Source organism: Streptomyces sp. NPDC033131, assembly GCF_055578365.1.
In genome coordinates, this window is record NZ_JBVIPA010000002.1 from 309,612 (window position 1) to 334,708 (window position 25,097).

Genomic DNA, 25,097 nt, shown 5'->3' on the forward strand with positions numbered 1-25,097 from the left:
ACGGGCAGCGAAAGAGGACGGCCTTGACCCCGCGGTACCTGAGAAATCCAGGGGAGCCCGTCTACGACGTGGACGCACGGCGGTACGTCGAGGTCACGGACGCCCGGGACGAGGCCGACCTGCACGACGTGTTCACGGACATCTACCGCACCAACCGCTGGGGCTCCGACGAGACCCGCTCCGGGCCCGGCTCCGAACTGCAGCGCATGAAGCGGGTCATGGCCCAGATCGGCGAGCTGGTCCGGGAGCTGGGTGTGCGCTCGGTGCTGGACGCACCCTGCGGCGACTTCAACTGGATGCGGCACGTCGATCTGCACGGCGCCGACTACCTCGGCGGGGACGTCGTCGCGGAACTCGTCGAAAGCAACCGTGCCCGCTTCCGCGCGCCCGGCCGGGACTTCCAGCTCCTCGACTTCACCGCCCAGCCGGTACCGCGCGTCGACCTCATCCTGTGCCGGGACGCCCTCGTGCACTTCTCCTACCAGCACGTGGTGGAGGCGCTGACCCGCTTCCGGGAAAGCGGCTCGCGCTACCTGCTCACCACGACCTTCTCCCGGACCCCGGCCAACACGGACATCCTCACCGGCTGGTGGCGACCGATCAACCTGCGGCTCGCCCCCTTCGGGCTGCCCGAGCCGCTACGGGTGATCGGCGACGACGAGTCCGACGACTTCTACGACGACAAGACGCTCGCGCTCTGGGACCTCGGGCAGATCCCGGCCCGCTTCCCCGGCTACGAGCCGGCGGCGGCCGAGTCGGGGTCGCTGGGCGCGTGAGTCCCGGGGCCGGCCGGTGGGTCCTCGTCCGTCGTTCCCCGATTCCCGGCCCGTAGCCGGGCCACGACATCCAGCGCCTCCCGTGCGGCCCGGGTCCGCGGGTGCCGCAGCCCCAGCACCTCCTCGCACGCCTCCCGGACCTCACTGAACTCGTCCTGGGCGGCGGTCAGTTCACCCTTCACGCACAGCAGGTCGGCCAGGTTGTGCCGTACCGCCAGCGTCCCCGGATGGCGCCGCCCCAGCGTCTCCACACAGTCCGCCAGCACCGTCCGGTACTCCGCCTCCGCCTGCTCGACGCGCCCGCGCAGATGCAGGACGTGGGCCGCGCCGTGGCGTACGGACAACGTCAGCAGGTGCTGCTCGCCGAGAACCGTCCGCCGGGCCTCGTACACCTCGCGGAACTCCGTCTCGGCCGCCTCCAGCCGGCCCCGGTCCGTCAGCAGGTCGGCCAGGTTGTGGCGGACGGCGAGGGTGCCCGGGTGGCGGGGGCCGAGGGTGTCGACGCAGTCGGCCAGGACGGTGCGGTACTCCGTCTCGGCGCGGTCGGTGCGCCCGCGCAGGTGCAGGACGTGGGCGGCGCCGTGCCGTACGGAGAGGGTGAGCAGGTGCTGTTCGCCGAGCACCTCGCGCCGGGCCTCGTACACCTCACGGAACTCCGTCTCCGCCGCCTCCAGTTGGCCGCGTTCCATCAGCAGGTCGGCGAGGTTGTGGCGGACCACCAGGGTGTGCGGGTGCATGTCGCCGAGCAGCCTGCGGCGCACCTCGAAGACCTCCCGGAACTCGCTCTCCGCGTCCCCCGGCCAGCCCCGGTCGCGCAGGACGGTGGCCAGACCGTGCCGGGCGGCGACCGTGTCCGGATGGTCCTCGCCGTAGGAGTCGCCGCGCAGCTCCAGCACCGTACGGAACTGGCGCTCCGCCTCGGCCAGCAGACCGCGGTCCCGCAGCACGTCGGCGAGGTCGTGGCGGACGGCGAGGGTGCCGGGATTGCGCTCGCCGAGGACTTCCGCGCACACCTCCAGGGTCTCCCGCAGCTCCAGCTCGGCCTGCCGGAACATCCCCCGCTCGTGCAGCACCTGCGCCACGTCGTGGCGGCTCGCCAGGGTGTCGGGGTGGCGGTCGCCGAGCGCCTCGCGGTAGGCGTCGAGCACCAGGCGGTGCTCCTCCTCGGCCTCCGCGAGCAGCCCGCGCTGCCGGGACATCCGGGCCACGCCCTTGCGGGCCGCGAGCGTCTGCGGGTCGCGCTCGCCGAGCAGCGCGCGCCGGGTGGCGTACACCGTGCGGTACTCGGCCTCCGCCTCGGCGGGCCGGCCCCGGTCGCACAAGAGCTCCGCGAGGGCGTAGCGGGCGTCGGCGGTCTCGCCCGCCGCGTCGCCGAAAAGGTCACGGGTGTCCTCCAGGACCGTACGGACCAGTGACTCGGCGGCGGAGAGCCGACCGCGCAACTGCAGCAGGTGGGCGGCGGCGGACCGTACTTCCAGCGCGTCCGGGTCGCGTGGCCCGCAGGCGAGGACGATCGGCTCGCAGGCGTCGAGGACCGCCTCCGCCCGGTCGAGCCAGCCCCGCCGGAACAGATGCCGCGCCCCGGCCGCCGCCGCGCGCAGCGCCTTGGAGACCAGCTCGTCGTCGGCCTCGTACGGATCGCCGATCAGGGCGAGCGGCGCGTCGCAGTGCGGGAGCAGCAACCGCCACAGCGGCCAGTCGCGCGGGTCGTCCTCGCTGAGCTCGGCGGTGGCCGCGACGACCAGGTCGGCGACCACCGCGCCGTACTCCTGGAGGTGTTCGGCGAGGTCCCGCTGACGGCGGCCGGCGTCCCGGACGAGCGGGTGCAGCAGCAGGCTGCGCGCGTGCTCGTCGCCGCCGCGCGGGGTGTGCAGCTCGACCAGGCCGAAGTCGGCGAGCGAGGTGAGCGCGGTGTACAGCTCCTGCGGGGTGATGGCGGGCAGCAGCGCCGACTCGGCGAGCCGGTCCGGGCGCAGCAGCCCGACCAGGGGCACGGGCGCGTCGCCCAGGCAGCACAGCAGGCGCATCAGCGGACGGGCCTGCACGATGCCGCGCCGCTCCAGCAGATCCAGGGAGAGCTCCCACGTACGGCTGACCGTCGCGGTGTTGGTGCCGCCGGGCTGGCCGGGCGGGTCCTCGTCGAGGAGTTCGGTGAAGCGTTCGTCGAGGGCCGCGTGGTAGTCGGTGTACCTCCGCACGGCGCTGGTGCCCGGCCAGGCCGGGAACGCGGACGCCGCCGCGAGGTAGGAGCCCGCGATGCGCAGCGCCAGCGGCAGCCCGCCGAGCCGTTGCGCCAGCAGCTCCGCCTCCTCGCGCGACCCGGCCCGCTCTCCGGCGAGGTCGCACAGCACGTCGGTGGCGTCGGTGCCGGCCAGCGCGTCCACCGGGTGCAGGGTCGCCCACGGGCCCCAGGTCGCCGGGCTGCCGTCCCGGCTGGTGATGAGGACCAGGCCGGGCAGCTCGGCGGCCGGCCGGATCCAGCCGGTGCCCTCCGCCAACCTCCCCTGTGGCGCGAGGTGTCCGGGTTCGTCGGCGTTGTCCACGACGAGCAGCCACGGGTCCGTCCGGTCGCACAGCCGCCGCCACAGCAGGTCGGTGGCGCTGGAACGCCCCGACCAGGCCCGGTCGATGAGATCGGCGGGCGTGCCCAGCGCGGCCACCACCTCGCGCATCCCGGCGCTCAGCGCGGCCGGGTTGGACGCGGTCACCCACCACACGTCCACGCCCAGCGCGGAGGCGTACGCGGCGATCTCCAGCGCGACCGTGGTCTTGCCGCCACCGCCCAACCCGTGCAGCACCCGCACGCCCGACGTGGGCTTGCCCACCAGCTGCTTGAGCGCGTCGAGCAGTGGCTCACGCCCGCGCACCCGGCGGTCGAGCCGGCCCAGCGGCGGGGCGACGGTCAGCGCGCCCGGGGCGGGCGACTCGGGTGCCGCCGCGGGAAGCCCGAACTGGGCGTGCGGGGCATGGATGACGATCGGCCGGCCCGCGCCGGAGAACTCCTCCACGAACGCGGTCAGCCGGCCGGACAGTTCCGGGTCCCGGGCCAGCAGCGTGCGCAGCGTGGCGTCCCACCGCTCCCGCTGCTCACGCAGGATGATCTCCTGCCGGCCCGGCGGTGCGGCATCGAGCGCCGCCCGCGCCCGGTCCAGCTCCGCCACTCCCTCGCGCCCCAGGATCCGCGCGATCCTCTGCCGGGCCGCCTGCCACGCGTCCGTGGTCATCAGAGCGACCATCGTGCCCGCGGCGGCGGCAGCGGTCTGGGTGAACAACTCTGCCCCGAACATCGAGGACCCCCTGTCGGCACACACCTCGACGGCTACGTCCGAACCCCTCTCGCGACTTCAGGGTCTCATGTCCCGCGCACGGTAGGGGATTTGAAAGCGGAGGCGACGTCCGAAAGTGCGGGATGAGGGACGGGGACCGCGGTGTTGTCTCCGGTGACACCGAGCGAGGGAGCCGTCGACATGCGCATCGGAGTGGCACCGCACCGCCTGTGGCCGACCGGGGAGGACGAGCTCGACGGCGTCCTGGAAACCGCCCGCAGGGCCGAGGAGCTGGGCTTCGACCACGTCATCGCGAGCAGCCACCTGCTGGCCGGGAACCTCGGAGTCACCCCGGACCCGGTCGTCCTGCTGTCCGCCGTGGCCGGGGCCACCACCCGGATCGGCCTGGTGACCAGCGTCCTGATCCTGCCGCTGTACAACCCGGTCGTGATCGCCCACCAGACCGCCACCCTCGACCGCCTCGCGCGCGGGCGCTTCACCCTCGGGGTCGGAACGGGCTGGGACGCCGAGGAGTTCACCGCGGCGGGCGTGTCGTTCGCCGGGCGTGGCCGGCGCGCCGACGAACAGCTGTCCGTCATACGGCGGTTGTGGCGGGGCGGCGAGGGGCAGCCGCGGCTCGGGGTGCGACCGCGCACGGACGGCGGCCCCGGGGTGTGGGTGGGCGGACACAGCGACGCGGCGCTGCGCCGCGCGCTGCGTCACGGCGACGCCTGGCACGGCGCCGGCCTCGACGCGGCCCGGCTCACCGGGGTGCGGGACCGGCTGGCCGTACTCGGGGAGGAGGCGGGCCGGGATCCGGCCAGGCCGCCGCTGGAGCTGACCGCCGGGCAGTTCCTGCTGCCGCCGGGCTTCCCGGCGGCCGTCCCCCCGCCCGGACGTCCGCTGGGCGGTGCGGACGCGACCGCGGAGAGCGTACGGGAGGAGCTGGGGCAGCTGGCCGACGCCGGGCTCGCCGCGTGCTCACTGTGGCTGCCGGTGGCCACGGACGCGTTGCCGGACGCACTCGCCTGGGTCGCCGACGAGGTCGTTTCCCACTTCGCCGAGGAGTGAGGGCCCGTTTCCCGAGGAGTGAGGGCCGGTTCTCCAAGGAGCTACGGCCAGATTCACACGATGGTGTGATCATCCCCGGCCCTCCGGATGCCCCGACAGGGCCCTGGGTAGGGCCCGGCCATGACGCAGCAGCCTTTCGAACTCCCGCACTTCTACATGCCGTATCCCGCGCGGCTGAACCCCCACGTCGACGAGGCCCGCGCTCATTCGACCCGGTGGGCGCGGGACATGGGCATGCTGGAGGGGTCCGGAGTCTGGGAGCAGGCCGACCTCGACGCGCACGACTACGGCCTGCTCTGCGCCTACACCCACCCCGACTGTGACGGCCCCGCCCTCTCGCTGATCACCGACTGGTACGTGTGGGTCTTCTTCTTCGACGACCACTTCCTGGAGATCTTCAAGCGCACCCAGGACCGGGCCGGCGGCAAGGCCTACCTGGACCGGCTGCCGCTGTTCATGCCGATGGACCTGTCGACGCCGATGCCCGAGCCGCAGAACCCGGTCGAGGCGGGCCTCGCCGACCTGTGGGCGCGCACCGTGCCGTCGATGTCCGCGGACTGGCGCCGCCGTTTCGCCGTGGCCACCGAGCACCTGCTCAACGAGTCGCTGTGGGAGCTGTCCAACATCAACGAGGGGCGGATCGCCAACCCCGTCGAGTACATCGAGATGCGCCGCAAGGTGGGCGGCGCCCCCTGGTCGGCCGGACTCGTGGAGTACGCGACCGCCGAAGTGCCCCCGGCCGTCGCGGAGTCGAGGCCGCTCAGGGTGCTGATGGAGACCTTCTCCGACGGCGTCCACCTGCGCAACGACCTGTTCTCCTACCAGCGGGAGGTCGAGGACGAGGGCGAGCTCAGCAACGGCGTGCTCGTCCTGGAGACCTTCTTCGGCTGCACCACCCAGGAGGCAGCCGAGACCGTCAACGACATCCTCACCTCGCGGCTCCACCAGTTCGAGCACACCGCCGTCACCGAAGTGCCCGCGCTGGCCCTGGAGAAGGGCCTCGCCCCGGCCGAGGTCGCCGCCGTGGCCAAGTACACGCAGGGCCTTCAGGACTGGCAGTCCGGCGGCCACGAGTGGCACATGCGCTCCAGCCGGTACATGAACGCACGCGCGCGGTCCACCGCGCCCTGGCAGGGCCTGACCGGCCCCGGCACCTCCGCCGCCGACGTCCGCGCCCTGCTCGCGTCGGCCGGCGCGGAGCGCCTGCGCGCCTACACGCACGTGCCGTTCCAGAAGGTCGGCCCGTCCCTGCTGCCCGACTTCTACATGCCCTTCCCGCTCGAACTCAGCCCGCATCTGGAGGGCGCCCGCCACCGCCTCACCGACTGGACGAACGCCATGGGCATCCTCCAGGAGGGCGTCTGGGACGAGGACAAGCTCGCCGCGTACGACCTGCCGCTGTGTGCTGCGGGCCTCGACCCGGACGCGACGCCCGAGGCCCTCGACCTCAGCTCACAGTGGCTCGCCTGGGGGACGTACGGCGACGACTACTACCCGCTCGTCTTCGGCCACCGCCGCGACCTGGCCACCGCCCGGGTGACCACCCAGCGCCTGTCGGACTGCATGTCCGTCGACGGGGAGGAGATCGCCGTCCCGCTCAACGCCATGGAGCGCGGACTGGTCGACCTGTGGGCGCGGACGACGGCCGAGATGACGCCCGACCAGCGGCGCGGCCTGAAGGACTCGGTGAACGTGATGACCGAGAGCTGGGTCTGGGAGGTGTCCAACCAGATCCAGAACCGCGTCCCCGACCCCGTCGACTACCTGGAGATGCGCCGCGCCACCTTCGGCGCGGACCTCACCATGAGCCTGTGCCGGATGGGGCACGGCCCCGCCGTCCCGCCGGAGGTCTACCGCACCGGGCCGGTCCGCTCCCTGGAGAACGCCGCCGTCGACTACGCGTGCCTCCTGAACGACGTCTTCTCGTACCAGAAGGAGATCGAGTACGAGGGCGAGATCCACAACGCGATCCTCGTCGTGCAGAACTTCTTCGGCTGCGACTACCCGGCCGCGCTCGCCGTCGTCCACGATCTGATGACCCAGCGCATGCAGCAGTTCGAGCACGTCGCCGCGCACGAACTGCCCATCGTGTACGACGACTTCGCGCTCTCGGCCGAGGCGCGCGAGGTCATGGAGGGCTATGTGCTCGATCTGCAGAACTGGATGGCGGGCATCCTGAACTGGCATCGCGAGGTCGACCGCTACAAGGCCGACTGGCTGGCCGGCCGGGCCCACGGCTTCCTTCCGGACCGCCCTCCCGCCGTGCCGGTCGGCTGAGGTCAGGCGTCGCACGGGCTGTCCGGCGGCCCGCCCGGCGTGCTCCACCGCCGCTCGCGCCGGCGCCCGGACGACCGGGTGCGGGCGCGAGCCGTCGCCGGACAGCTCCGGCTGGAAGGGCGAGGTGAGGAACAAGGGGCGGCCGGGCAGTTCGGCGATCCGGACATGGCCGTCCTCGTCGTACCCGGAGAGGCGCGGGCCGTGCGCGCGCGGCGCGTCGTACGGATGGCCGCCGCACCCGAGCCCGGGCCGCCGCCCGCCGTCGCACCGCCCTCCGTCGGCTCGCGCACGGGCCCGCGACGGGATCCCGGCTGCCGTCGCCACCGGCACGGCCGACCTGGGCCTGTTCGACGGCCCGGCCGCGCCCGGCGATCCGCTCCGGCCGCCCGGGGTGGCCCCGGCTGACCACGCACGGCGTCGGCGAGGAGCCCGTGCGCGACCTGCTCCCCGACACCCGTCCGCTGACCCGGCACGCCGGGCTGCGCCTCACGGACCTCGCCGACGCGCGCCGGCCGGACGCACCGGACGCGCGCCGAGGGCAGGGCCCGCCCGTCCCTCGCCCAGCTCCGTGCGACAGACGGCGGCCACGGCTTCCGCCCCGCCCCGCCCCGCGCTACGAGGGCACGGCCGTGCGTGGCCCGACCGCCCCGTCCGCGGCGGGTCACGGCCCGCCCCCGCTGTCCCGGCCCGCCGCGATCGGGGTGCCCGGCGCGGTCGCCGTCCCGGTCTCCGAGCCGTGGGTCCTGCGCCGGACGGAACTGGTGTGGGCCTGCGTGCCGCGGGGGTCGGCGGCTCTGCTGGTGAGGGTGTTGCCGGGGCGGGCGTGAGTACCTTCCCGCTCCTGACCGGGGGTCAGTCTCACTCGTTCGTGGCTCGTCGGGCGCCGGTGTCCCGGGTAGATCAACATCCGGAGGCGATCGATGGAACAGACTGCGTTGCGACCCAAGCCGATGCCCGGCCAGAAACCCGGCGGCGACACCAGGTCCGGCCCGGCCAGGCGCCCGCACGCCGTGCGCCGGCGGGGCCGGCGGCTGCGGACCCTGCTGTTCGGCGTGTTCGCCGGCACGGTCCTGGTGCTGTCCGGGATCGGCCTCGGCACGGTCGGCGCCACCGTGATCGGCATGAGCAAGCTCGCCGACCTCCAGCGGCAGGCCGGGCAACAGGGGCAGGCGGGGCCGGGAGCCGGAGCGCCGGGCGTCCGGGGGAGCATGTCGGCCTCCGCGCACCCCGGCACCTCCGCGCCGCCCACGACCGCCTCTCCGGCGCCGGTCCGCGCGACCCTCGGCCTGGAGGTCGTGGACGCCGAGAAGGCGGGCGCCCTGGTCGTCGGCGTCCATGTCCCCGGCCCGGGGTACACGGCGGGCCTGGTCCGCGGTGACCTGCTCCTCGTGTTCGGCCGCACCCGGGTCGACTCGGCGGCCGACCTCGCCCGAGCGGTCGCCGACGCGCGTCCCGGCAAGGCGGTCGTGCTGACGGTGCGGCACCGCAGTGGCGGCTACCAGCAGTTGACGGTCCGCCCAGGCGTGGTCACGTGACCCCCGCAGGTGACTCGTCGGCCGCCGCTCGCCGTCCAGCACATGAAAGGCCGGTGGGCGTGTGCGCGTGACCGGCCGGGCAGCCGGTAGGCGTCGGGCCGGGGGCATCTCCCACGCCCCTTCGGGCAGTGGGGGAGGGTGGGTGCAGCGCGGCCGGCGGGTGGTGGCGGGTGATCGGGACCGGCAGGCTGCCGTCGAGTTCGTCGAGGGCCGCCTCGATCCGGGCGCACACGTCTCCTCGTCCAGGGCGCCTTCGTCGCTGCCCGAAGTGCTGGAGTCGTACATCAGTACGATGTCGCCGTCGAGGACGTGTACGCCGTCGACCGGTCCGTAAGGCCACGGGTCGGCCCAGCAGGGCCTTGCGGCAGGGCGCCCGGATGACGAGGTTGCCCCGGCGGGTCAGCACCGGGGACGGCGGGTCGTCTTCGCGCAGCCCGAGAATGCGTACGGCCCTCTGGAGCAGCGCGTCCGGCGGTCCTGCAGCCGTCGTAGCCGGTCGCGTACGCGCTCGGCGCGCCCGGTCGTCCGAGTCGTCCGGATGCAGAGGGCTGATGTGGGCGAGTACGCCTGATGTGCGCCTGCTGGAACGAGGGGCCCGAGCGCTGGCTTTCAGGTGGCGCAACGTCCTGACGTCAGCCGAGGTGTGCGGCGGCGTGACCGAAAGACCTGGCAACCGGCTCGCGCTGCCCCCGCTGTCCGGGCAGGATGCTGCCCGTAGTCCCTTCACCTGCCCCGGGAGGCCCGGATGACCGGCAGTACGGCCGCGCCCTTCACCGCCGACGACTACCGGGCCCGTATGGAGCGGGCGGCGAGGGCGGCCGCCGACGCCGGGCTGGCCGCGCTGCTGGTGGCACCGGGACCGGACCTGGTGTGGCTCACCGGCTACGCGCCCCCCGCGACCACCGAACGGCTCACCCTCCTGGTCCTCGCCCCGGAACAGGACCCCGTCCTCGTCGTCCCCGCCCTGGAGGCCCCGGACGCGGCGAAGGCGGCGGGTGCGTCCGCCATGACCCTGCGGGACTGGACCGACGGCAAGGACCCCTACGCCGCCACCGCAGCCCTCCTCGACGCCTCCGGCCGCTTCGGCGTCAGCGACAACGCCTGGGCGATGCACCTCCTGGGACTGCAGAGGGCCCTGCCCGGCACGTCCTACGCGTCCCTCACCGAGGCGCTGCCGATGCTGCGCGCCGTCAAGGACGCGGCGGAGCTGGAGCTGATGGCGGCCGCGGGTGCGGCCGCGGACGCCACGTTCGAGGAGATCCGGAACGTTCCCTTCGCGGGCCGAAGGGAGTCCGAGATCGCCGCGGACCTCGCCCGGCTGCTGCGGGCACACGGGCACGAGCAGGTCGACTTCACCATCGTCGCCTCCGGGCCGAACGGCGCCAACCCGCACCACGAGGCGGGCGACCGGGTCGTCGAGCACGGTGACATGGTCGTCCTGGACTTCGGCGGCCTCAAGGACGGCTACGGATCCGACACCTCCCGCACGGTCCACGTCGGCGAGCCCACCGACGAGGAGCGACGGGTGCACGACCTCGTGCGCGAGGCCCAGCAGGCGGGCTTCGCGGCGGTACGGCCCGGCATCGCCTGCCAGGAGGTCGACCGGGCCGCCCGCGCGGTCATCGCCGACGCCGGGTACGGCGAGTACTTCATCCACCGCACCGGCCACGGCATCGGCGTCACCACGCACGAGCCGCCGTACATGATCGAGGGCGAGGAACAGCCCCTCGTGCCCGGAATGTGCTTCTCCGTGGAACCCGGGATCTATCTGCCGGGCCGGTTCGGGGTACGCATCGAGGACATCGTCACGGTCACCGGGGACGGCGGCCGCCGCCTCAACGACACGACCCGCGAGATGGTGACAGTGGACTGACACAGACGCAGCAGCGGTGACACCGGCAGGAGCAGGAGCCCCTACGTCCTCAGGAACGACAACGGCGCGACCATGACCCAGGCACCGACACCCACCGCGGACACCGTCCGCCGGCTGGTCCGTACGCTCCTCAAGGAGAGCGCGGCCAACGCCGCCGGCCCCGACGTCCGGCCCGTCGTCGAGGGCGGCGAGCCCGCCACCTGGTGGGTCGGCACCCGCCATGTGCTGCGCCTGGCCCCCGACCGTGAGGCCGCGGTCCGCCGCCGCCGCGAACTGCGCCTGCGCGACCTCGTCCGCCCCCACCTGCCGGTCGCGGTGCCGGTGAGCGTGGCGCACGGCGAGTGGGCACCCGGGCTGACGTACACGCTGGACACCAAGGTGCCCGGCGGCTCGGGAGAGGAGCACGACGTGTCCGCGGTCGGCGAGGCCGACCTGGCCGGGCTGCTCACCGGCCTGCGCGAGGTGCCGGTCCGCCAGGCGGAAGCGCTCGGGGTGCCGCGCACCGGCCCGCGGTCCCTGGAGGGCCTGCGCCGGGAGGCCGAGCGCTCCGCCGCGCGTCTCGCCGCCGCCGACGAGTTCGACCCCGCCCGCCTCCAGCAGCTCACGGCCCCGGCCGCGGTCCAGCTCGCCGCCCAGTCCGGCAGCGCGGTCCTCGTCCACCACGGCCTCACCGGCGACCGCCTGGTGGTCAGCGCCGACGGCCGGGTGCGCGGGGTCCTGGACTGGACCGACGCGGTCATCGGCGACCCCGCCGAGGACATCGCCGGCCTCGCCCGCGCCGTCGGCTCCCCGGCCGCCGTCCGCGCCGCCACCCTCGCCGGCTACGGCGCCCGCCCCTGTCTGCGCGGCCTCTGGCTGGCCCGCTGCGACACGGTCGTCCACCTCGCCGCCCGCCTCCAGGGCCGTGACGACACCCCCCTGCCCCTTCTCAGGACCCGGCTGCGGCTGGCCTGGGAGGCGATCCTGCTGGAACGGGTGACGGAACTGCGGGACGAGGAGACGGACGAGTAGCGGCACCGGGACGTCCGGTTTCCGGGTTGGTGACGCCTTCCCGGCCGCCAGCGAGGGGCGACGAGCCGGACGGACTCAGTCCTGCAGGAGCACCACGCAGGACTCGCCGGGCACACGCAGCGCCCCGTCCGCGCCCGGCGCCTCGACCGGCTCCCAGGCGGCGAGGACCTGCGCGGGGCGGGAGCCCAGGGGGATCGCCGCCGGCTCCTGGGCCAGGTTCACGGCCACCCGGATGTCCCCGCGCCGGAAGGCGAGCCAGCGGCTCTCCTCGTCGTACGCCACCTTCGTGTCGGCCAGATCCGGATCCGTGAGGTCCGCCTGCTCGTGCCGCAGGGCGATGAGCCGCCGGTACCAGGCCAGCACGCGCGCGTGGGGCTCGCTCTCCGGCTCGGACCAGTCGAGGCAGGAGCGGTCACGGGTCGCGGGGTCCTGCGGGTCGGGGACGTCCTCCTCGGCCCATCCGTGCGGGGCGAACTCCCGCCGCCTGCCCTTGCGTACGGCCTCGGCGAGCTCGGGATCGGTGTGGTCGGTGAAGAACTGCCAGGGCGTGCCCGCCGCCCACTCCTCGCCCATGAACAGCATCGGCGTGAAGGGGGAGGTGAGCGTCAGCGTCGCCGCGCAGGCCAGCAGGCCGGGGGAGAGGGAGGCGGCCAGGCGGTCGCCCTGGGCGCGGTTGCCCACCTGGTCGTGGGTCTGGGTGTAGCCGAGGAGCCGGTGCGCCGGCACACGGTTGCGGTCCAGGGGGCGCCCGTGGCGGCGGTCCCGGAAACTCGAGTACGTGCCGTCGTGGAAGTAGCCGCCGGTGAGGGTCTTGGCCACCGCCGCGAGCGGGGCGCGCGCGAAGTCGGCGTAGTAGCCCTGGGACTCGCCGGTCAGCGCGGCGTGCAGGGCGTGGTGGAAGTCGTCGTTCCACTGCGCGTGGAGCCCGAGCCCGCCCGCCGCGCGGGGGGTGACGAGCCGCGGGTCGTTCAGGTCGGACTCGGCGATCAGGAACAGGGGCCGGCCCAGGTCGTCGGCGAGGCCGTCCACGGCCGTCGACAGTTCCTCCAGGAAGTGGCACGCGCGCGTGTCGGCCAGCGCGTGCACCGCGTCCAGGCGCAGCCCGTCGATCCGGTAGTCACGCAGCCATGCCAGCGCGCTGTCCAGCAGGTACGTCCGCACCTCGTCCGAACCGGGCGCGTCCAGGTTGACCGCGGAACCCCAGGGTGTGTGGTGGGTGTCCGTGAAGTACGGGCCGAAGGCGGGGAGGTAGTTGCCGGAGGGCCCCAGGTGGTTGTGCACCACGTCCAGGACGACGCCCAGACCGAGCTCGTGCGCCCGGTCGACGAAGCGTTTCAGCGCCTCGGGGCCGCCGTACGGCTCGTGCACGGCCCACAGCGAGACCCCCTCGTACCCCCACCCGTGCCGCCCGGGGAAGGGACACAGGGGCATCAACTCGACGTGTGTGACGCCCAGTTCCACGAGGTGTCCGAGCCGCTCGGCCGCCGCGTCCAGGGTGCCCTCGCGCGTGTACGTGCCCACGTGCAGCTCGTACAGCACCGCGCCCGGCAGCGGCCGGCCCGGCCACCGGGCGCGCCACGCGTACCGGTCGTGCTCGACGACCGCGCTCAGCCCGTCCGGGCCGTCCGGCTGCCGGCGCGAGCGCGGATCGGGCAGCACCGGGCCGTCGTCCACCGCGAAGCCGTACCGCGTGCCGTCCCGCGCTTCCGCGTCTTTCCGCCACCAGCCGGCGCGCGCCGGATCGCGCTCCATCGCGCGCGTGGCGCCGTCGCAATGGAGCGTCACGCGATCGGCCTGCGGTGCCCACACCTCGAACTGCACGGACGGTTCCCCTTCGTCTGCTCAGTGATGTAGCCCGTCCATCGTGCTTCAAACGCGATCAATGTGCCGGTGAATCCGTCCCATTGCGGCAGGTGTCGCCAGGTGGGCGTGGAGTGGCGGCCGTTTCCGGGTTTTCTGGACACCCGGCGTTCACTGGCCGACAATCACGAGCGTGACGTCGTCCTTCGAGTTCAACACGTACCCCGCGCGGTTGTCCGACGCGGAGCGCGACAAGGCGCTGCAGGTGCTCCGTGACGGCGTCGCGATGGGACGGCTCTCGCACGACACGTTCGTCCGGCGGATGGAACTGGCGCTCTCGGCCCGCCGCTCCGACGAGCTCGCGGTGCTCACCGCCGACCTGCCCACGGAGAGCCGCCTCTCCCGCATGGTGTTCGGCACCGTCGAGGCGGTCTCGGGATTCACCGTACGGCTGCGCAGGGCCTGGCAGGCCGAGCGGCTGCCCAAGCTGCTGCTGCCCCACCCCGGCAACGGCCACGCGCTGCGGATCGGCCGCGACCCGGCGAACGGGCTGCGTCTGACCCACGAGACGGTGTCCCGGGTGCACGCCGAACTCAGCCGGCAGGGCGGCATGTGGGTGCTGCGCGACCTCGGCTCGACCAACGGCACGACCGTGAACGGGCGACGGGTCATCGGCGCCGCCGTGGTCCGCGAGGGCGACCAGGTCGGGTTCGGACGGATGGCGTTCCGGCTCTCGACCCACTGAGCCCACCGATTCCACGGAGTCCACGGAGTCCACGGAATCAATGTTTGGTTCTGGCCCACGCTTTACCCACTGTGTTGTATCAAGTCCCTTTGCCCTTCGTGGTGTTGACGTACCCCTCAACTCGTGACTGACTGTGCGTACACCATGTACATCAGGTGAACCGACGGCACCACTGTGTGGAGGTGCGCCCTGCCGCCACTCCTCCGCTACCCGACCGTCGACGAACTCGGCGCCCGGGCGGCCGCCCTCGTCGCCCGCCACCCCGAGGACGCCCGGCTGCGCCGGGCGGGCACCTCGCGCGCGGGCACCCCCATGTGGCTGCTCTCCGTCGGTCACGGCAGCCGCCAGGCCCTCGTCGTGGCGGGCCCGCACGCCAACGAGCCCGTGGGCGGTGCCACCGTCCTGCGGCTGGCCGAGCGTGCCCTCGCCGATCCCACGCTCACCGTGGGCGCCGACGCCACCTGGAACCTGCTGCTCTGCCTCGACCCGGACGGCCTGCGCCGCAACGAACGCTGGCTGCGCGGCCCGTACACCCTCGGCCACTACTTCCGGAACTTCTTCCGGCCCGGCTTCCTGGAACAGCCCGAATGGCTGCCCGACGGCGCGGCCGGCGCCGTACTCCCCGAAACCCGGGCCCTGCTCGGCCTCCAGGACGAACTGCGGCCCTTCTTCCAGTGCTCCCTGCACGGCGTCGACGTCGGCGGCGGATTCGTCGAGCTCACCCGCGACCTGCCCGGCCTCGCGCAGCGCGTCGCGCAGACCGCGGCCCGCCTCGGCATACCGCGCGAGCTGGGCCCGTACGACACCCTGTACTGGCCGAACCTCGGGCCCGCCGTCTACCGGATACCGCCGCCCAGACCGACCGACCTGGCCGCGGCGATCACCGAGGCCGCCGTCGAGTCCACCTGGTTCCACCCGCACCGGCACGGCACCGTGACCGCCGTCGTGGAGGCGCCCATGTGGGGCGTGGCCGCCGTGGCGGACGGCACGACGCCCGCCGACGCCGCCGCGGTGCTGCGCACCGTGAGTCACACCCTGCGCCACGACGCGGACCTCCTGGAGCGGATCCTCGCCCGGATCCGGCCGCACCTGGCCGCCGCACCGGACGCGGCCCACCTGCTCGCCCCGGTCGAGGACTATTTACTGGTCTGCCCCGGCCTCGCCGACGCGTGGGACCCCGACGTCGCCGTGGGCGAGCGCCCGCTGCCGCCCCTCAGCACCGCCCACCTGACGGCCCTGCGCATCGCCGGGCGACGCCTGGCCCTGCGGACGGCGGGGCTGCTGCACCAGCTCGTGACCCGTTCCGGCATCGACCCGGCCGGTGCGCTGCCGGAGCTGGACCGGCTGGTCGACGAGTGGTGCGCCGACTATCGCGACGGCTGCGGGGCGCGCTGGATCCCCGTCGCACGCCAGGTGGAGTACCAGTCGCGGGTCGTCCTCGCCGCCTTCGAGCTCGCCGGACGGTACGCGCCCGCCCGCTCCCGTTCGGGTGAGTCGGGCTGGGGTTCCGAGGCCGCCGTGCCGATGCACCGGGAATGACGTACACCACCACAGCGACAGCGGTACGGGGCGGCCTGCTCGCGGCGGCCACCCTTCTCCTCGCCACAGCGGCCCCGGCGCAGGCAGCGCCCCAGCGGTCCGCGGGGGGCGACTGGCTCTTCGTCACGCTCACCACGGGCGACACCCGCTCCAGCGACACCCGCGGCACCCTCCTGCTCTGCGACCCGCCGCAGGGCCACGGACGCGCCGCCGAGGCCTGCGCGCAACTGGCGGCCGCCGATGGCGACATCGGCGCCGTACCCACCCGGGAGGCGTACTGCTCCATGATCTACGCACCGGTGACCGCCCACGCGCGCGGGCAGTGGCACGGACGGCCCGTCGAGTACCGGGAGACCTTCTCGAACACCTGTGTGCTGCAGGCGCGCACGGGGGCGGTCTTCGCGCTTGACGGCTGACGCCGTCGCCGTCGCCGACGCCTGACGGCAGTCTCACACCACCCGGTCGCGGGCGTGCAGCGCCGCCGCGACGACCGTGCGGGACTGGTGCTCGACCTGATGCTCCAGGGGCACCCAGCGAGCCCGGAAGCGTTCCCCGAAGGCATGGCTCCAGGTCGCCACCAGCCGTTCGAGAGGCGGTGCCGCACGGTCGTCGGTCTCCCGCAGGACCCGCAGCAGCATGGCCGCGGCCCGCAGCGGCACCCGGCGCGCGAAGGCGTCCACGCTGCCCACGTACGCCCTGGTGTTGTCGGCGGGCGGAGTGTGGATCAGGTCCGCGGCCAGCCCCGGCACCAGCTCCAGCCCCCACCTGGCGGCCCGCAGCAGGGGCCCGTCGGCGCCCCGCAGCCGCGGCAGCGCGTCGGTGAGCACCCGCTCCACCTCCAGCGAGTCCCGCAGCAGCCGTCCCGCCAGCTGCCGCATCGCCGCGGCCGGTGCCGGGTGCGGAGCCGGGTCGTCCACCAGGTCGCTCGCCCACATCGGCACCTCGACGATCGCGGTCAGACCGCCGTACCGGTGGGTGTGGTACCAGGTGCTGCGCCGGGCGTCGTCCGGCATGCTCGGGTAGGCGGCGCCCGCACCCGGCGCGGGCATGACGTGCACGCCGGGACCCGAGGCGGGCCAGCCCGCCGCGTCCGAGGCACCCGTCTCCACCGGGATGTGCAGCTCCGCCGCGGACTTGGCGAACGGCTCGGCCAGGCCCGGGACGTCCTTCGTCAACTGCACCCAGCTGCCGCCCAGATCCGTCCCGTGCAGGGTCACCTGGAGATAGGGACGCAGCTCGTCGATGACCCCGGTCAGGGCACGCGTCTCCGGCGGCAGCCGGTCGGGAGGCAGCACCGAAGGCGCCCACTCCGGCTGCTCCGGTCCCGCGGGCCGGAAGAACCCGAGGTGGTAGTCGAGCAGGCTGCGCGGCGCCGGGGTGACATGGAGGCTCGCCCCGTCGGGATCGGCGCACAGCAGGAAGTGCCAGGACGTGCCGTCACGCAACCCCCGTTCCCCCAGCACCCGTTCGGCGACCGCGAGGAGCGTGGCGCCACCGGTCGGTTCGTTGGAGTGGGCGCCCGCGACCACCAGCACGGCACGGCGGGCGTGCCCTACGGACAGCAGTAGCAGGGGTCTGCCCGCCCGGGAGACGCCCACCTGCCTCAGGGCGCACACGCCGGGCCGGTGGGCGGCCAGCGCCCGAGCGGACGCGACCAGTTCGGTCACCGTGGGGTAGCGCAGCTCCGGCAGGAGACTCACCCCCGTCACATCCGCCCGGCTTCGCCATCGCAGTAGCCCACGCGGTCATTGACGTGTCAAGGACGCCTGGGGGGAGGCTCCAGGGGGCGCCCGGAAGCATTGACCGCCGACGGGCAGAGCCGTACGTGCCGGGGACCTGCGCGCATCCGGCCCGCCGGGGCGGCGGGCCTCGCACACGCCGCCGCCACGGTCCACATCCGGCCGACGCCGACAGCACCCACCGGCCGCCGCGTGCCCACGCACGCGTACGCCCTCGTCGAGCCCCCTCGGCTCCAGCACTCCCACGGCCATCACCACGCGCCGGCCCTCCGGCACGCGCCCCGGGAGCGCGCACGGGTGCACGCCGGTCGCGAGGACGGGACCGCGGCGCGCGGCGAGTGGCGCACGCCGGGCGAGAGGCCACCGCGGCACACCGCCGGTCCGCCTCAGCCCACCCGCTCCAGCAGCGCCACGGGCAGACCCTCCACAAGCTCCGCCACGCGCGCGTGCCCCGTGAACTCCCGTCCCGGTGTCAGGACGTCGGCCCACCGGCCCGCCGGAAGCGGCAGCACGGTGTCCCGCCAGCCGCCCGCCTCCGCCAGCCGCAGCGACAACCGGGTCACGGCCGTGAGGACCTCTCCCGAGCGCGTGAACGCCACGCAGTGGGCGGCCGCCGGGCCCTCGGCGGTCAGGGGCGCGTATGTCGCCGCGTCGCCGAACACGTCGGGCCGTCGGGCGCGCAGACCCAGCGCCGCGCGCGTCAGCGCGTCCTTGGCACCGGGATGCTCCGGGGGGAACCGCACCGGCCGGCGGTTGTCCGGGTCGACCAGGGCGCGGTACTCGCTCTCCGTGCCCTGGTAGATGTCCGGCACCCCCGGCATCGTCAGGTGGACCAGGGCGGTGCCGAGCAGGTTGGCCAGGATGTGGGGCTCCAGCAGGCTCCGGAAGGCGCTCACGTGCTCGCCCGGCGCCCCGCACGGCCCCGCCGCGACGAACGCCGCCACCGCCTCCTCGTACGGGGGCTCCTGCTCTGTCCAGCTCGTGTACAGGCCGGCCTCGCGCACGTGCTTCAGCACGGCCTCCTGGACGCGTTCCGGGGCGGCCGGGCCCAGCCCGAACACCGTCTGCCAGGCCGCCCAGGCCAGCTGCGCGTCCGGCACGCCCTCGCCGGTGCGGGTGACCTCGGCCAGCACGTCGGCCCAGCGCTGCGGGCACTCGGTGAGCACCGCCAGCGCCGCCCGCACGTCGGCGCTGCGCTTGGTGTCGTGGGTCGACACGACCGTCCCGGACGCCGGCCAGTCGCGCTGCACGCGCGCGCAGTAGGCGTGGAAGTCCTCCGGGGACACGGCCGGGCTCCCCGGGTTCCCGCCCACCTCGGTCGCCGACAGCAGCGGCACATAGCGGTAGAACGCCGTGTCCTCCACGGACTTGGCGCGCAGCGCCGACGAGGTCTGCGCGAACCGGGTCCGGAACTCCACGTGCCCGGGACCGTCGCCGTAACGCCCGAGCACCAGGTCGCGTACGACGTCGACCGCGGCGGCCTCCTCGGGGACGACGAAGGCGAGCCGGGCCTCCGCCGCGGCCTCCTCGGTGACGACCCGGGCCGCGTCCCCGGAGGCGTACGGCCGGTAGACCTCCAGCCGGACCAGGAGCTCCTGGAGCGCGGTGCGCAGCGCCCAGGGCGCCCGGTCACGCAGCGCCGGCTCGGGCGACAGGGCGCACAGGCGGCTCGCCGCCCGGGTCAGCCGGTCCGTCTCCGCCGCCAGCTCGTGCGTGAGCACCTTGTACGCCGCCCGCCGCACGGTCGCGTCCCAGTCCCCGCCCCGGTCCGTCTGCGGGGCCGCGAACCGCCGGTACTGCCCGAGGAGTTCCCCGGCCCCCGCCGGGTCCGCGAAGAGACCGTCGACGTGCCGCAGGGCGTCGTAGCCGGTGGTGCCCGCGACGGGCCAGGAGGCCGGCAGAGGCTCCCCGTCCGCGAGGATCTTCTCCACGACCGTCCAGCGGCCGCCGGTCGCCTCGTGCAGCCGCAGCAGGTAGGCGTCGGGGTCGGCCAGGCCGTCGGGGTGGTCGATGCGCAGGCCGTCGATCACGCCCTCGTGGAGCAGCTCCAGGATCTTGGCATGCGTGGCCTCGAACACCTCCGGGTCCTCGACCCGCACCCCGATGAGCTCCGAAATGCTGAAGAAACGCCGGTAGTTGAGCTCCGTACGGGCCAGCCGCCACCACACCGGCCGGTACCACTGCGCGTCCAGCAGCTGCGGCAGCGGCAGTTCCTCGGTGCCCTCCCGCAGCGGGAACACGTGGTCGTAGTAGCGCAGCAGGCTCCCGTCGACCCGCAGGTGCTCGATCTCCGTGCCGAGCGGATGCCCGAGCACCGGCAGCAGCACCTGCCCGTCCTGCGCCTCCCAGTCGATGTCGAACCAGCGCGCGTACGGCGACTTGGGGCCCTCCTTGAGGACCTCCCACAGGGCGTGGTTGTGCCGGGGGGCCATGGCCATGTGGTTGGGCACCAGGTCCACCACCAGGCCGAGCCCGTGATCCCGCGCGGTGCGCGCCAGCGCCCGCAGCCCCTCCTCGCCGCCCAGTTCCTCGCGTACGCGCGCGTGGTCCACGACGTCGTAGCCGTGCGCCGAGCCGGGGACGGCCTCGAGGACCGGCGACAGGTGCAGGTGCGAGACGCCGAGCGAAGCCAGGTACGGCACGGCCGCCGCCGCGGCCGAGAACGGGAAGGCGGGCTGCAGCTGCAGCCGGTAGGTGGCCGACGGCACCGCCGGGTCAGGTCGCTCAGGTGTCATGCAGACCTACGTACCCGCCTGGCGGCCGTTCGTGTCATCACTCCCTCCATATGCCGTCGCGCGGGACCGGCTAGACCGGCCGCTGCAGCACCGTCATGCTCCGGTCCACCAGGGTGAGCCGGTCCCCGGCCTGCACCTTCGCCACCGTGCCGGGCGGTACCCCGTCCGTGCGGGCGGTGTCGACGAGGACCTGCCACTGCCGGCCGTGGTTGACCGGCACCACGAAGTCGAGGGTCTTCGGCGAGGCGTTGAACATCAGCAGGAACGAGTCGTCGGTGATCCGCTCCCCGCGCGCGCCGGGCTCGGAGATCGCGTTGCCGTTCAGGAAGACCGTGAGCGCCGACGCCTGCGAGCGGTCCCAGTCCCGCTGCGTCATCTCCTTGCCCTCGGGGGTGAACCAGGCGATGTCCGACAGCTCGTCGTGCGTGCCCTCCACGGGCCGCCCGTGGAAGAAGCGCCGTCGGCGGAAGACGGGATGCTCCTTGCGCAGCCGCACGAGCGCGCGCGTGAAGTCCAGCAGCTCACTCTCGGGCCCCTCGGCTTCCGGCCACTGGACCCAGGCCAGCTCGCTGTCCTGGCAGTACGCGTTGTTGTTGCCGCGCTGGGTGCGCGCGACCTCGTCGCCGTGGCTGATCATCGGGACACCCTGGGACAGCATCAGCGTGGCGATGAAGTTCCGCCTCTGCCTCGCCCGCAGCTCCAGCACGGCCGGGTCGTCGGTCTCACCCTCCACCCCGCAGTTCCAGGAGCGGTTGTGGCTCTCGCCGTCCCGGTTGTCCTCGCCGTTGGCGTGGTTGCGCTTCTCGTTGTACGAGACCATGTCGCGCAGGGTGAAGCCGTCGTGGCAGGTCACGAAGTTGATCGAGGCGAGCGGGCGCCGCCCGTCGTCCTGGTACAGGTCGGAGGAGCCGGTGAGCCGGGACGCGAACTCGGCGAGGGTGCGCGGCTCGCCGCGCCACAGGTCCCGTACGGTGTCGCGGTACATGCCGTTCCACTCGGTCCACAGCGGCGGGAAGTTGCCCACCTGGTAGCCGCCCTCGCCGACGTCCCAGGGCTCGGCGATCAGCTTCACCTGGGAGACCACCGGGTCCTGCTGCACCAGGTCGAAGAACGACGACAGCCGGTCCACCTCGTGGAACTGCCGCGCCAGGGTGGCCGCGAGGTCGAAGCGGAAGCCGTCGACGTGCATCTCGGTCACCCAGTACCGCAGCGAGTCCATGATCAGCTGCAGGACGTGCGGGGACCGCATGAGCAGCGAGTTCCCGGTGCCCGTGGTGTCCATGTAGTAGCGCGGGTCGTCCGTCAGCCGGTAGTACTGCGGGTTGTCGAGGCCCTTGAAGGACAGCGTCGGACCCAGGTGGTTGCCCTCGGCGGTGTGGTTGTAGACCACGTCCAGGATGACCTCGATGCCGGCCTCGTGCAGCGCCCGCACGGCCGATTTGAACTCCAGGACCTGCTGGCCGCGGTCGCCCCAGGAGGCGTACGCGTTGTGCGGGGCGAAGAAGCCGATGGTGTTGTAGCCCCAGTAATTGTTCAGGCCCATGTCGACCAGCCGGTGGTCGTTCACGAACTGGTGTACGGGCATCAGCTCCAGCGCGGTGACGCCCAGCTCGGTGAGGTGCTCGATGATCGCCGGGTGCGCGAGGGCGGCGTAGGTGCCGCGCAGCTCCTCCGGGAGCCCCGGGTGCCGCATCGTGAGGCCCTTGACATGGGCCTCGTAGATCACCGTGTGGTGGTACTCGGTGCGCGGCCGCCGGTCGTCGCCCCAGTCGAAGTACGGGTTGACCACGACGGACGTCATCGTGTGCGGCGCCGAGTCCAGGTCGTTGCGCCGCTCGGGCTCGTCGAAGTGGTAGCCGTACACCTCCTCGCCCCAGTGGATCGAGCCGCTGATCGCACGCGCGTACGGGTCGAGCAGCAGCTTCGACGAGTTGCAGCGCAGACCTCGCTCGGGGGAGTACGGCCCGTGCGCACGGAAGCCGTACCGCTGTCCCGGCATGATGCCGGGCAGGTAGGCGTGCCGTACGAACGCGTCGCTCTCCCGCAGTTCCACCGCCGTCTCCGAGCCGTCGTCGTGCAACAGACACAGCTCTACTCGGTCCGCGGCCTCCGAGAAGACCGCGAAGTTGGTGCCGGCGCCGTCGTACGTGGCGCCGAGCGGATATGCCTCTCCAGGCCAGACCTGCATGGATACGACTCTTCCAGGTGTCCTGCGCCGCTGGGGCGCCTTGGCCCCGAGTGTCCACGAAACTGGTGGAACCACCTATGACGTGGCTCCCTCTTACCGAGCGACCAGTGCATACCCCGCCTCATGCGGCCGGTATGCCGAACCAGTGGGGCAAATTCGCACTCCCGGGATCTTGGGGGAGCAGGGGGGAAGACGTGCGCGACGCAGTGCACCGTCATCTCGGCAAGGTGGTGGCCGGTACGGCCATCGCGGTGGCCTCGACCGCCGCGATGGTAGCCATCACCCTGCCGGGATCGGCGGGGGCGGACGAAACGGGTGGCGGACGGGCGGGCAGCCAGTCCACACAGCAGGCGGGACAGGGCCGGGACGAGGGCCAGGAGCAGGGCGCGGCCGTCGCGCCCGGCGTGGTCGAGCAGGCCCCGGCCGAGGGTGAGAAGGGCAAGGGCAGTGATCCGCTGACCGGCGACGAGATCGAGCGGGTCGAGCAGATAGCCGTGAGCCGGCAGATGTTCAACGCGAGCGAGGACGTCGGGGGCGAGCGCGGCCCGCAGCGCCTCACCGTCGACCTCGCCGAACCGGAAGCGGACGAGACCGACGCCACGAACGCGCCCCGGCGCGCCGACGTGACGTTCTACGACTACCGGGACGACACCCTCGTCACCCGCACCGTCGACCTCGATGCCGGCAAGGTCGTCGGGACCACCGAGCAGCAGGGTGTCCAGCCGCCGCCGAGCCGGGCCGAGAGCATCGAGGCGGCGAACCTCCTGATCGGCGACCCGCTGGGCGCCGGTCTCAAGGCCGACTACCAGGACGCCACCGGCAAGGAGCTCACCTCCCCGGACCAGCTGAAGCTGAGCGGCGGCGTCTACCGGGCCACGCCCGGTGCCCAGCCCGCCGCACTGGACGCGTGCGGTGAGCACCGCTGCGTGCGGTTGTTCCTGAAGGTCAGGAACGGGCCGTGGATCGACACCAGGTCCCTGGTGATCGACCTGAGCGCCCGCAAGGTCGCCGAGCTCGACCGCTGAGCCGGCCTTCGACCGGTCTTCGACCGCCATCCGGCCTTCGACAGGTTTTGTCCGGCTTTCGTCCATCTTCCGTACCTGCATCTCCTGCAAGGGAGTCACTTCCTTCATGCGCGTGAACACCATCAGCCGTGCTCGCAAGCGGCCGGCCGCCCTCGGTCTCGCCGTGGCCGCGCTGGCCGCCGGTCTGACCACCGGCGCGGGACCGGCCGCCGCCCAGCCGGGAGCGGCCGCCGCGGCGGCGGCCGACTGCAGCGCCGCCTACCGCATCGAGCAGAAGCTCTCCACCGGCACGACCTGGCGGATGTGCTGGCGCTACGACGGCATGGCCGGCCTCGTCCTGGACGACGTCTCCTACCAGCCCAAGGGCGAGCCCAAGCCGATCAAGGTCCTCAACAGTGCCCGGCTCGGCCAGATCCACGTCCCGTACGACGACGGGAAGGAGGAGTACGACGACCTCACGGGCCAGGACTTCGCCAAGGACCTGATGCCGCTGGCGGCGGCCGAGTGCCCCGGCGGCACCATCAAGACCGTCAAGATCCCGGACCAGTACCCGGGCGAGAACCCGAACGTCAAGGGCCTGTGCACCACCACACGCTCCCGCGGCCACGCCTACCGCATGCAGGGCGACACCGGGAACAAGGTCTACCAGGCCCAGGGCAAGGACCTGCTCGTCTACACGGTCAACCAGGTCGGCTGGTACGAGTACATGACCGAGTGGCGCTTCCAGGACGACGGCACCGTCAACATGAACGTCGGCGCGACCGGCAGCCTCTCCCCGGTCGACTACGACGCGGGCGACGGGCGCGGCTGGCCCATCGGCAAGGGCGCCAAGGGCAAGGCCACCAGCCACAGCCACAACGCGTTCTGGCGGCTCGACTTCGCCCTCGACGGCTTCACCAAGAACCGGGTCGAGCAGTACGACTCGGCCGTCACCACCCGCGGCCGGCTGACCCCGACCACCAAGACCACCCGCACCAAGGTCACCAAGGAACGCGCCGGCGACGCCAAGGCCTATCGCTGGTGGCGCATGGTCAGCGCGACCGGCAAGAACAAGGACGGGCACGCGCGGTCGTACGAGATCGTCCCCGGCCCCACCACCCGCTACCCGGGCCGCGGTTTCACCCAGCACGACGTCTACTTCACCCAGTACAACAAGTGCGAGCTGTTCGCCAGCAACAACCCGCGCTGCCCCCGGACCCATCCCAAGTCCGTCGACAAGTGGGTGAGCGGGCAGACCCTCACCCACCCCGTGGCCTGGGTGAACGTCGGCTTCCACCACATAGCCCGGGACGAGGACCAGCAGCCCATGCCGGTCCACTGGCAGGGCTTCTCCATCGCCCCACGTGACGTCACCGCTATGAATCCGCTCACTCCGCCCGCCCTCGCCGGGGAGAACGGGGCTCCGACGGACGGTAGTTGAGAAACGACCTGTCCATCCGGCTGCACCGCCGACCGCTCCCGGAGTACCCTTCCTTGATCGTTGGCACGGGGAGTGCTCGGGGGAGCGGAAGGCGGTG

Annotated in this window: 17 protein-coding genes and 1 pseudogene; 12 read left to right on the plus strand and 6 right to left on the minus strand. The window is 73.3% G+C overall.

The window, feature by feature from the left end:
• The first annotated feature begins 23 nt into the window (after window positions 1-23).
• Window positions 24-776 carry a class I SAM-dependent methyltransferase gene (locus tag ACZ5XS_RS04770; protein WP_468647768.1) on the plus strand — a complete coding sequence of 251 codons (753 nt, stop codon included), beginning with the start codon at window positions 24-26 and terminating at the stop codon, window positions 774-776.
• Here the strand turns inward: ACZ5XS_RS04770 and fxsT are convergent.
• Window positions 734-4,063 carry an FxSxx-COOH system tetratricopeptide repeat protein gene (gene fxsT / locus ACZ5XS_RS04775; RefSeq protein ID WP_468647770.1) on the minus strand — a complete coding sequence of 1,110 codons (3,330 nt, stop codon included), beginning with the start codon at window positions 4,061-4,063 and terminating at the stop codon, window positions 734-736. The two genes, ACZ5XS_RS04770 and fxsT, sit on opposite strands and share 43 nt — an antisense overlap.
• 180 nt (window positions 4,064-4,243) lie before the next feature.
• Between fxsT and ACZ5XS_RS04780 the strand changes: the two genes are divergently transcribed.
• Window positions 4,244-5,113: an LLM class flavin-dependent oxidoreductase gene (locus tag ACZ5XS_RS04780; protein WP_468647772.1), complete on the plus strand. Its 870-nt coding sequence runs from the start codon at window positions 4,244-4,246 to the stop codon at window positions 5,111-5,113.
• 120 nt (window positions 5,114-5,233) lie between these two features.
• Window positions 5,234-7,390, plus strand: coding sequence for a germacradienol/geosmin synthase Cyc2 (gene cyc2 / locus ACZ5XS_RS04785; RefSeq protein ID WP_468647774.1), 2,157 nt, complete (start codon window positions 5,234-5,236; stop codon window positions 7,388-7,390).
• A gap of 30 nt (window positions 7,391-7,420) precedes the next feature.
• On the opposite strand, the pseudogene ACZ5XS_RS04790 reads toward cyc2, so the two are convergent.
• Window positions 7,421-7,609 (minus strand): annotated as a pseudogene (locus tag ACZ5XS_RS04790) (hypothetical protein); the annotation flags it as partial.
• Between the two features lie 212 nt (window positions 7,610-7,821).
• Between ACZ5XS_RS04790 and ACZ5XS_RS04795 the strand changes: the two are divergent.
• The 4 genes from ACZ5XS_RS04795 to ACZ5XS_RS04810 all read left to right on the plus strand — a co-directional run bounded on the left by ACZ5XS_RS04795 (window position 7,822) and on the right by ACZ5XS_RS04810 (window position 11,809).
• Window positions 7,822-8,217: a hypothetical protein gene (locus tag ACZ5XS_RS04795; RefSeq protein WP_468647776.1), complete on the plus strand. Its 396-nt coding sequence runs from the start codon at window positions 7,822-7,824 to the stop codon at window positions 8,215-8,217.
• Window positions 8,218-8,310: 93 nt separating this feature from the next.
• Window positions 8,311-8,925 carry a PDZ domain-containing protein gene (locus tag ACZ5XS_RS04800; protein ID WP_468647778.1) on the plus strand — a complete coding sequence of 205 codons (615 nt, stop codon included), beginning with the start codon at window positions 8,311-8,313 and terminating at the stop codon, window positions 8,923-8,925.
• A gap of 745 nt (window positions 8,926-9,670) precedes the next feature.
• On the plus strand, window positions 9,671-10,798 hold the full coding sequence (locus ACZ5XS_RS04805) for a M24 family metallopeptidase (protein WP_468647780.1): 1,128 nt from the start codon (window positions 9,671-9,673) through the stop codon (window positions 10,796-10,798).
• A gap of 72 nt (window positions 10,799-10,870) precedes the next feature.
• Entirely contained in the window at window positions 10,871-11,809 is a 939-nt protein-coding gene (locus ACZ5XS_RS04810) for an aminoglycoside phosphotransferase family protein (protein ID WP_468647782.1), read from the plus strand.
• Window positions 11,810-11,884: 75 nt separating this feature from the next.
• Here the strand turns inward: ACZ5XS_RS04810 and treZ are convergent, their stop codons facing one another.
• Window positions 11,885-13,630, minus strand: a complete 1,746-nt coding sequence (gene treZ, locus ACZ5XS_RS04815; RefSeq protein WP_468647784.1) for a malto-oligosyltrehalose trehalohydrolase — start codon at window positions 13,628-13,630, stop codon at window positions 11,885-11,887.
• Between the two features lie 172 nt (window positions 13,631-13,802).
• Here treZ and ACZ5XS_RS04820 point away from each other — a divergent pair, with 172 nt between their 5' ends.
• The 3 genes from ACZ5XS_RS04820 (at window position 13,803) to ACZ5XS_RS04830 (ending at window position 16,309) form a co-directional block, all read left to right on the plus strand.
• Window positions 13,803-14,354 carry an FHA domain-containing protein gene (locus tag ACZ5XS_RS04820; protein WP_468647786.1) on the plus strand — a complete coding sequence of 184 codons (552 nt, stop codon included), beginning with the start codon at window positions 13,803-13,805 and terminating at the stop codon, window positions 14,352-14,354.
• A 174-nt stretch (window positions 14,355-14,528) separates the two neighbouring features.
• A complete protein-coding gene (locus ACZ5XS_RS04825) occupies window positions 14,529-15,893 on the plus strand; it encodes a M14 family zinc carboxypeptidase (protein ID WP_468647787.1) in 1,365 nt (454 codons plus the stop codon).
• Window positions 15,890-16,309, plus strand: coding sequence for an SSI family serine proteinase inhibitor (locus ACZ5XS_RS04830; RefSeq protein ID WP_468647789.1), 420 nt, complete (start codon window positions 15,890-15,892; stop codon window positions 16,307-16,309). Before ACZ5XS_RS04825 ends, ACZ5XS_RS04830 begins: the two co-directional genes overlap by 4 nt.
• Window positions 16,310-16,342: 33 nt before the next feature.
• On the opposite strand, the gene ACZ5XS_RS04835 is transcribed toward ACZ5XS_RS04830, so the two are convergent.
• The 3 genes from ACZ5XS_RS04835 to glgX all read right to left on the minus strand — a co-directional run bounded on the left by ACZ5XS_RS04835 (window position 16,343) and on the right by glgX (window position 22,555).
• The gene (locus tag ACZ5XS_RS04835; RefSeq protein WP_468647791.1) at window positions 16,343-17,593 is read right to left on the minus strand and encodes a M14 family zinc carboxypeptidase; all 1,251 of its coding nucleotides are present in this window, start codon (window positions 17,591-17,593) and stop codon (window positions 16,343-16,345) included.
• A gap of 425 nt (window positions 17,594-18,018) precedes the next feature.
• On the minus strand, window positions 18,019-20,367 hold the full coding sequence (gene treY, locus ACZ5XS_RS04840; protein ID WP_468647793.1) for a malto-oligosyltrehalose synthase: 2,349 nt from the start codon (window positions 20,365-20,367) through the stop codon (window positions 18,019-18,021).
• A 70-nt stretch (window positions 20,368-20,437) separates the two neighbouring features.
• Window positions 20,438-22,555: a glycogen debranching protein GlgX gene (glgX, locus tag ACZ5XS_RS04845; RefSeq protein ID WP_468647794.1), complete on the minus strand. Its 2,118-nt coding sequence runs from the start codon at window positions 22,553-22,555 to the stop codon at window positions 20,438-20,440.
• 194 nt (window positions 22,556-22,749) lie between these two features.
• Here glgX and ACZ5XS_RS04850 point away from each other — a divergent pair, with 194 nt between their 5' ends.
• Together ACZ5XS_RS04850 and ACZ5XS_RS04855 are read left to right on the plus strand one after the other, a co-directional pair.
• A complete protein-coding gene (locus ACZ5XS_RS04850; protein WP_468647796.1) occupies window positions 22,750-23,580 on the plus strand; it encodes a Tat pathway signal sequence domain protein in 831 nt (276 codons plus the stop codon).
• Window positions 23,581-23,686: 106 nt separating this feature from the next.
• Entirely contained in the window at window positions 23,687-25,000 is a 1,314-nt protein-coding gene (locus ACZ5XS_RS04855; RefSeq protein WP_468647798.1) for a copper amine oxidase, read from the plus strand.
• The last annotated feature ends 97 nt before the right edge of the window (window positions 25,001-25,097 follow it).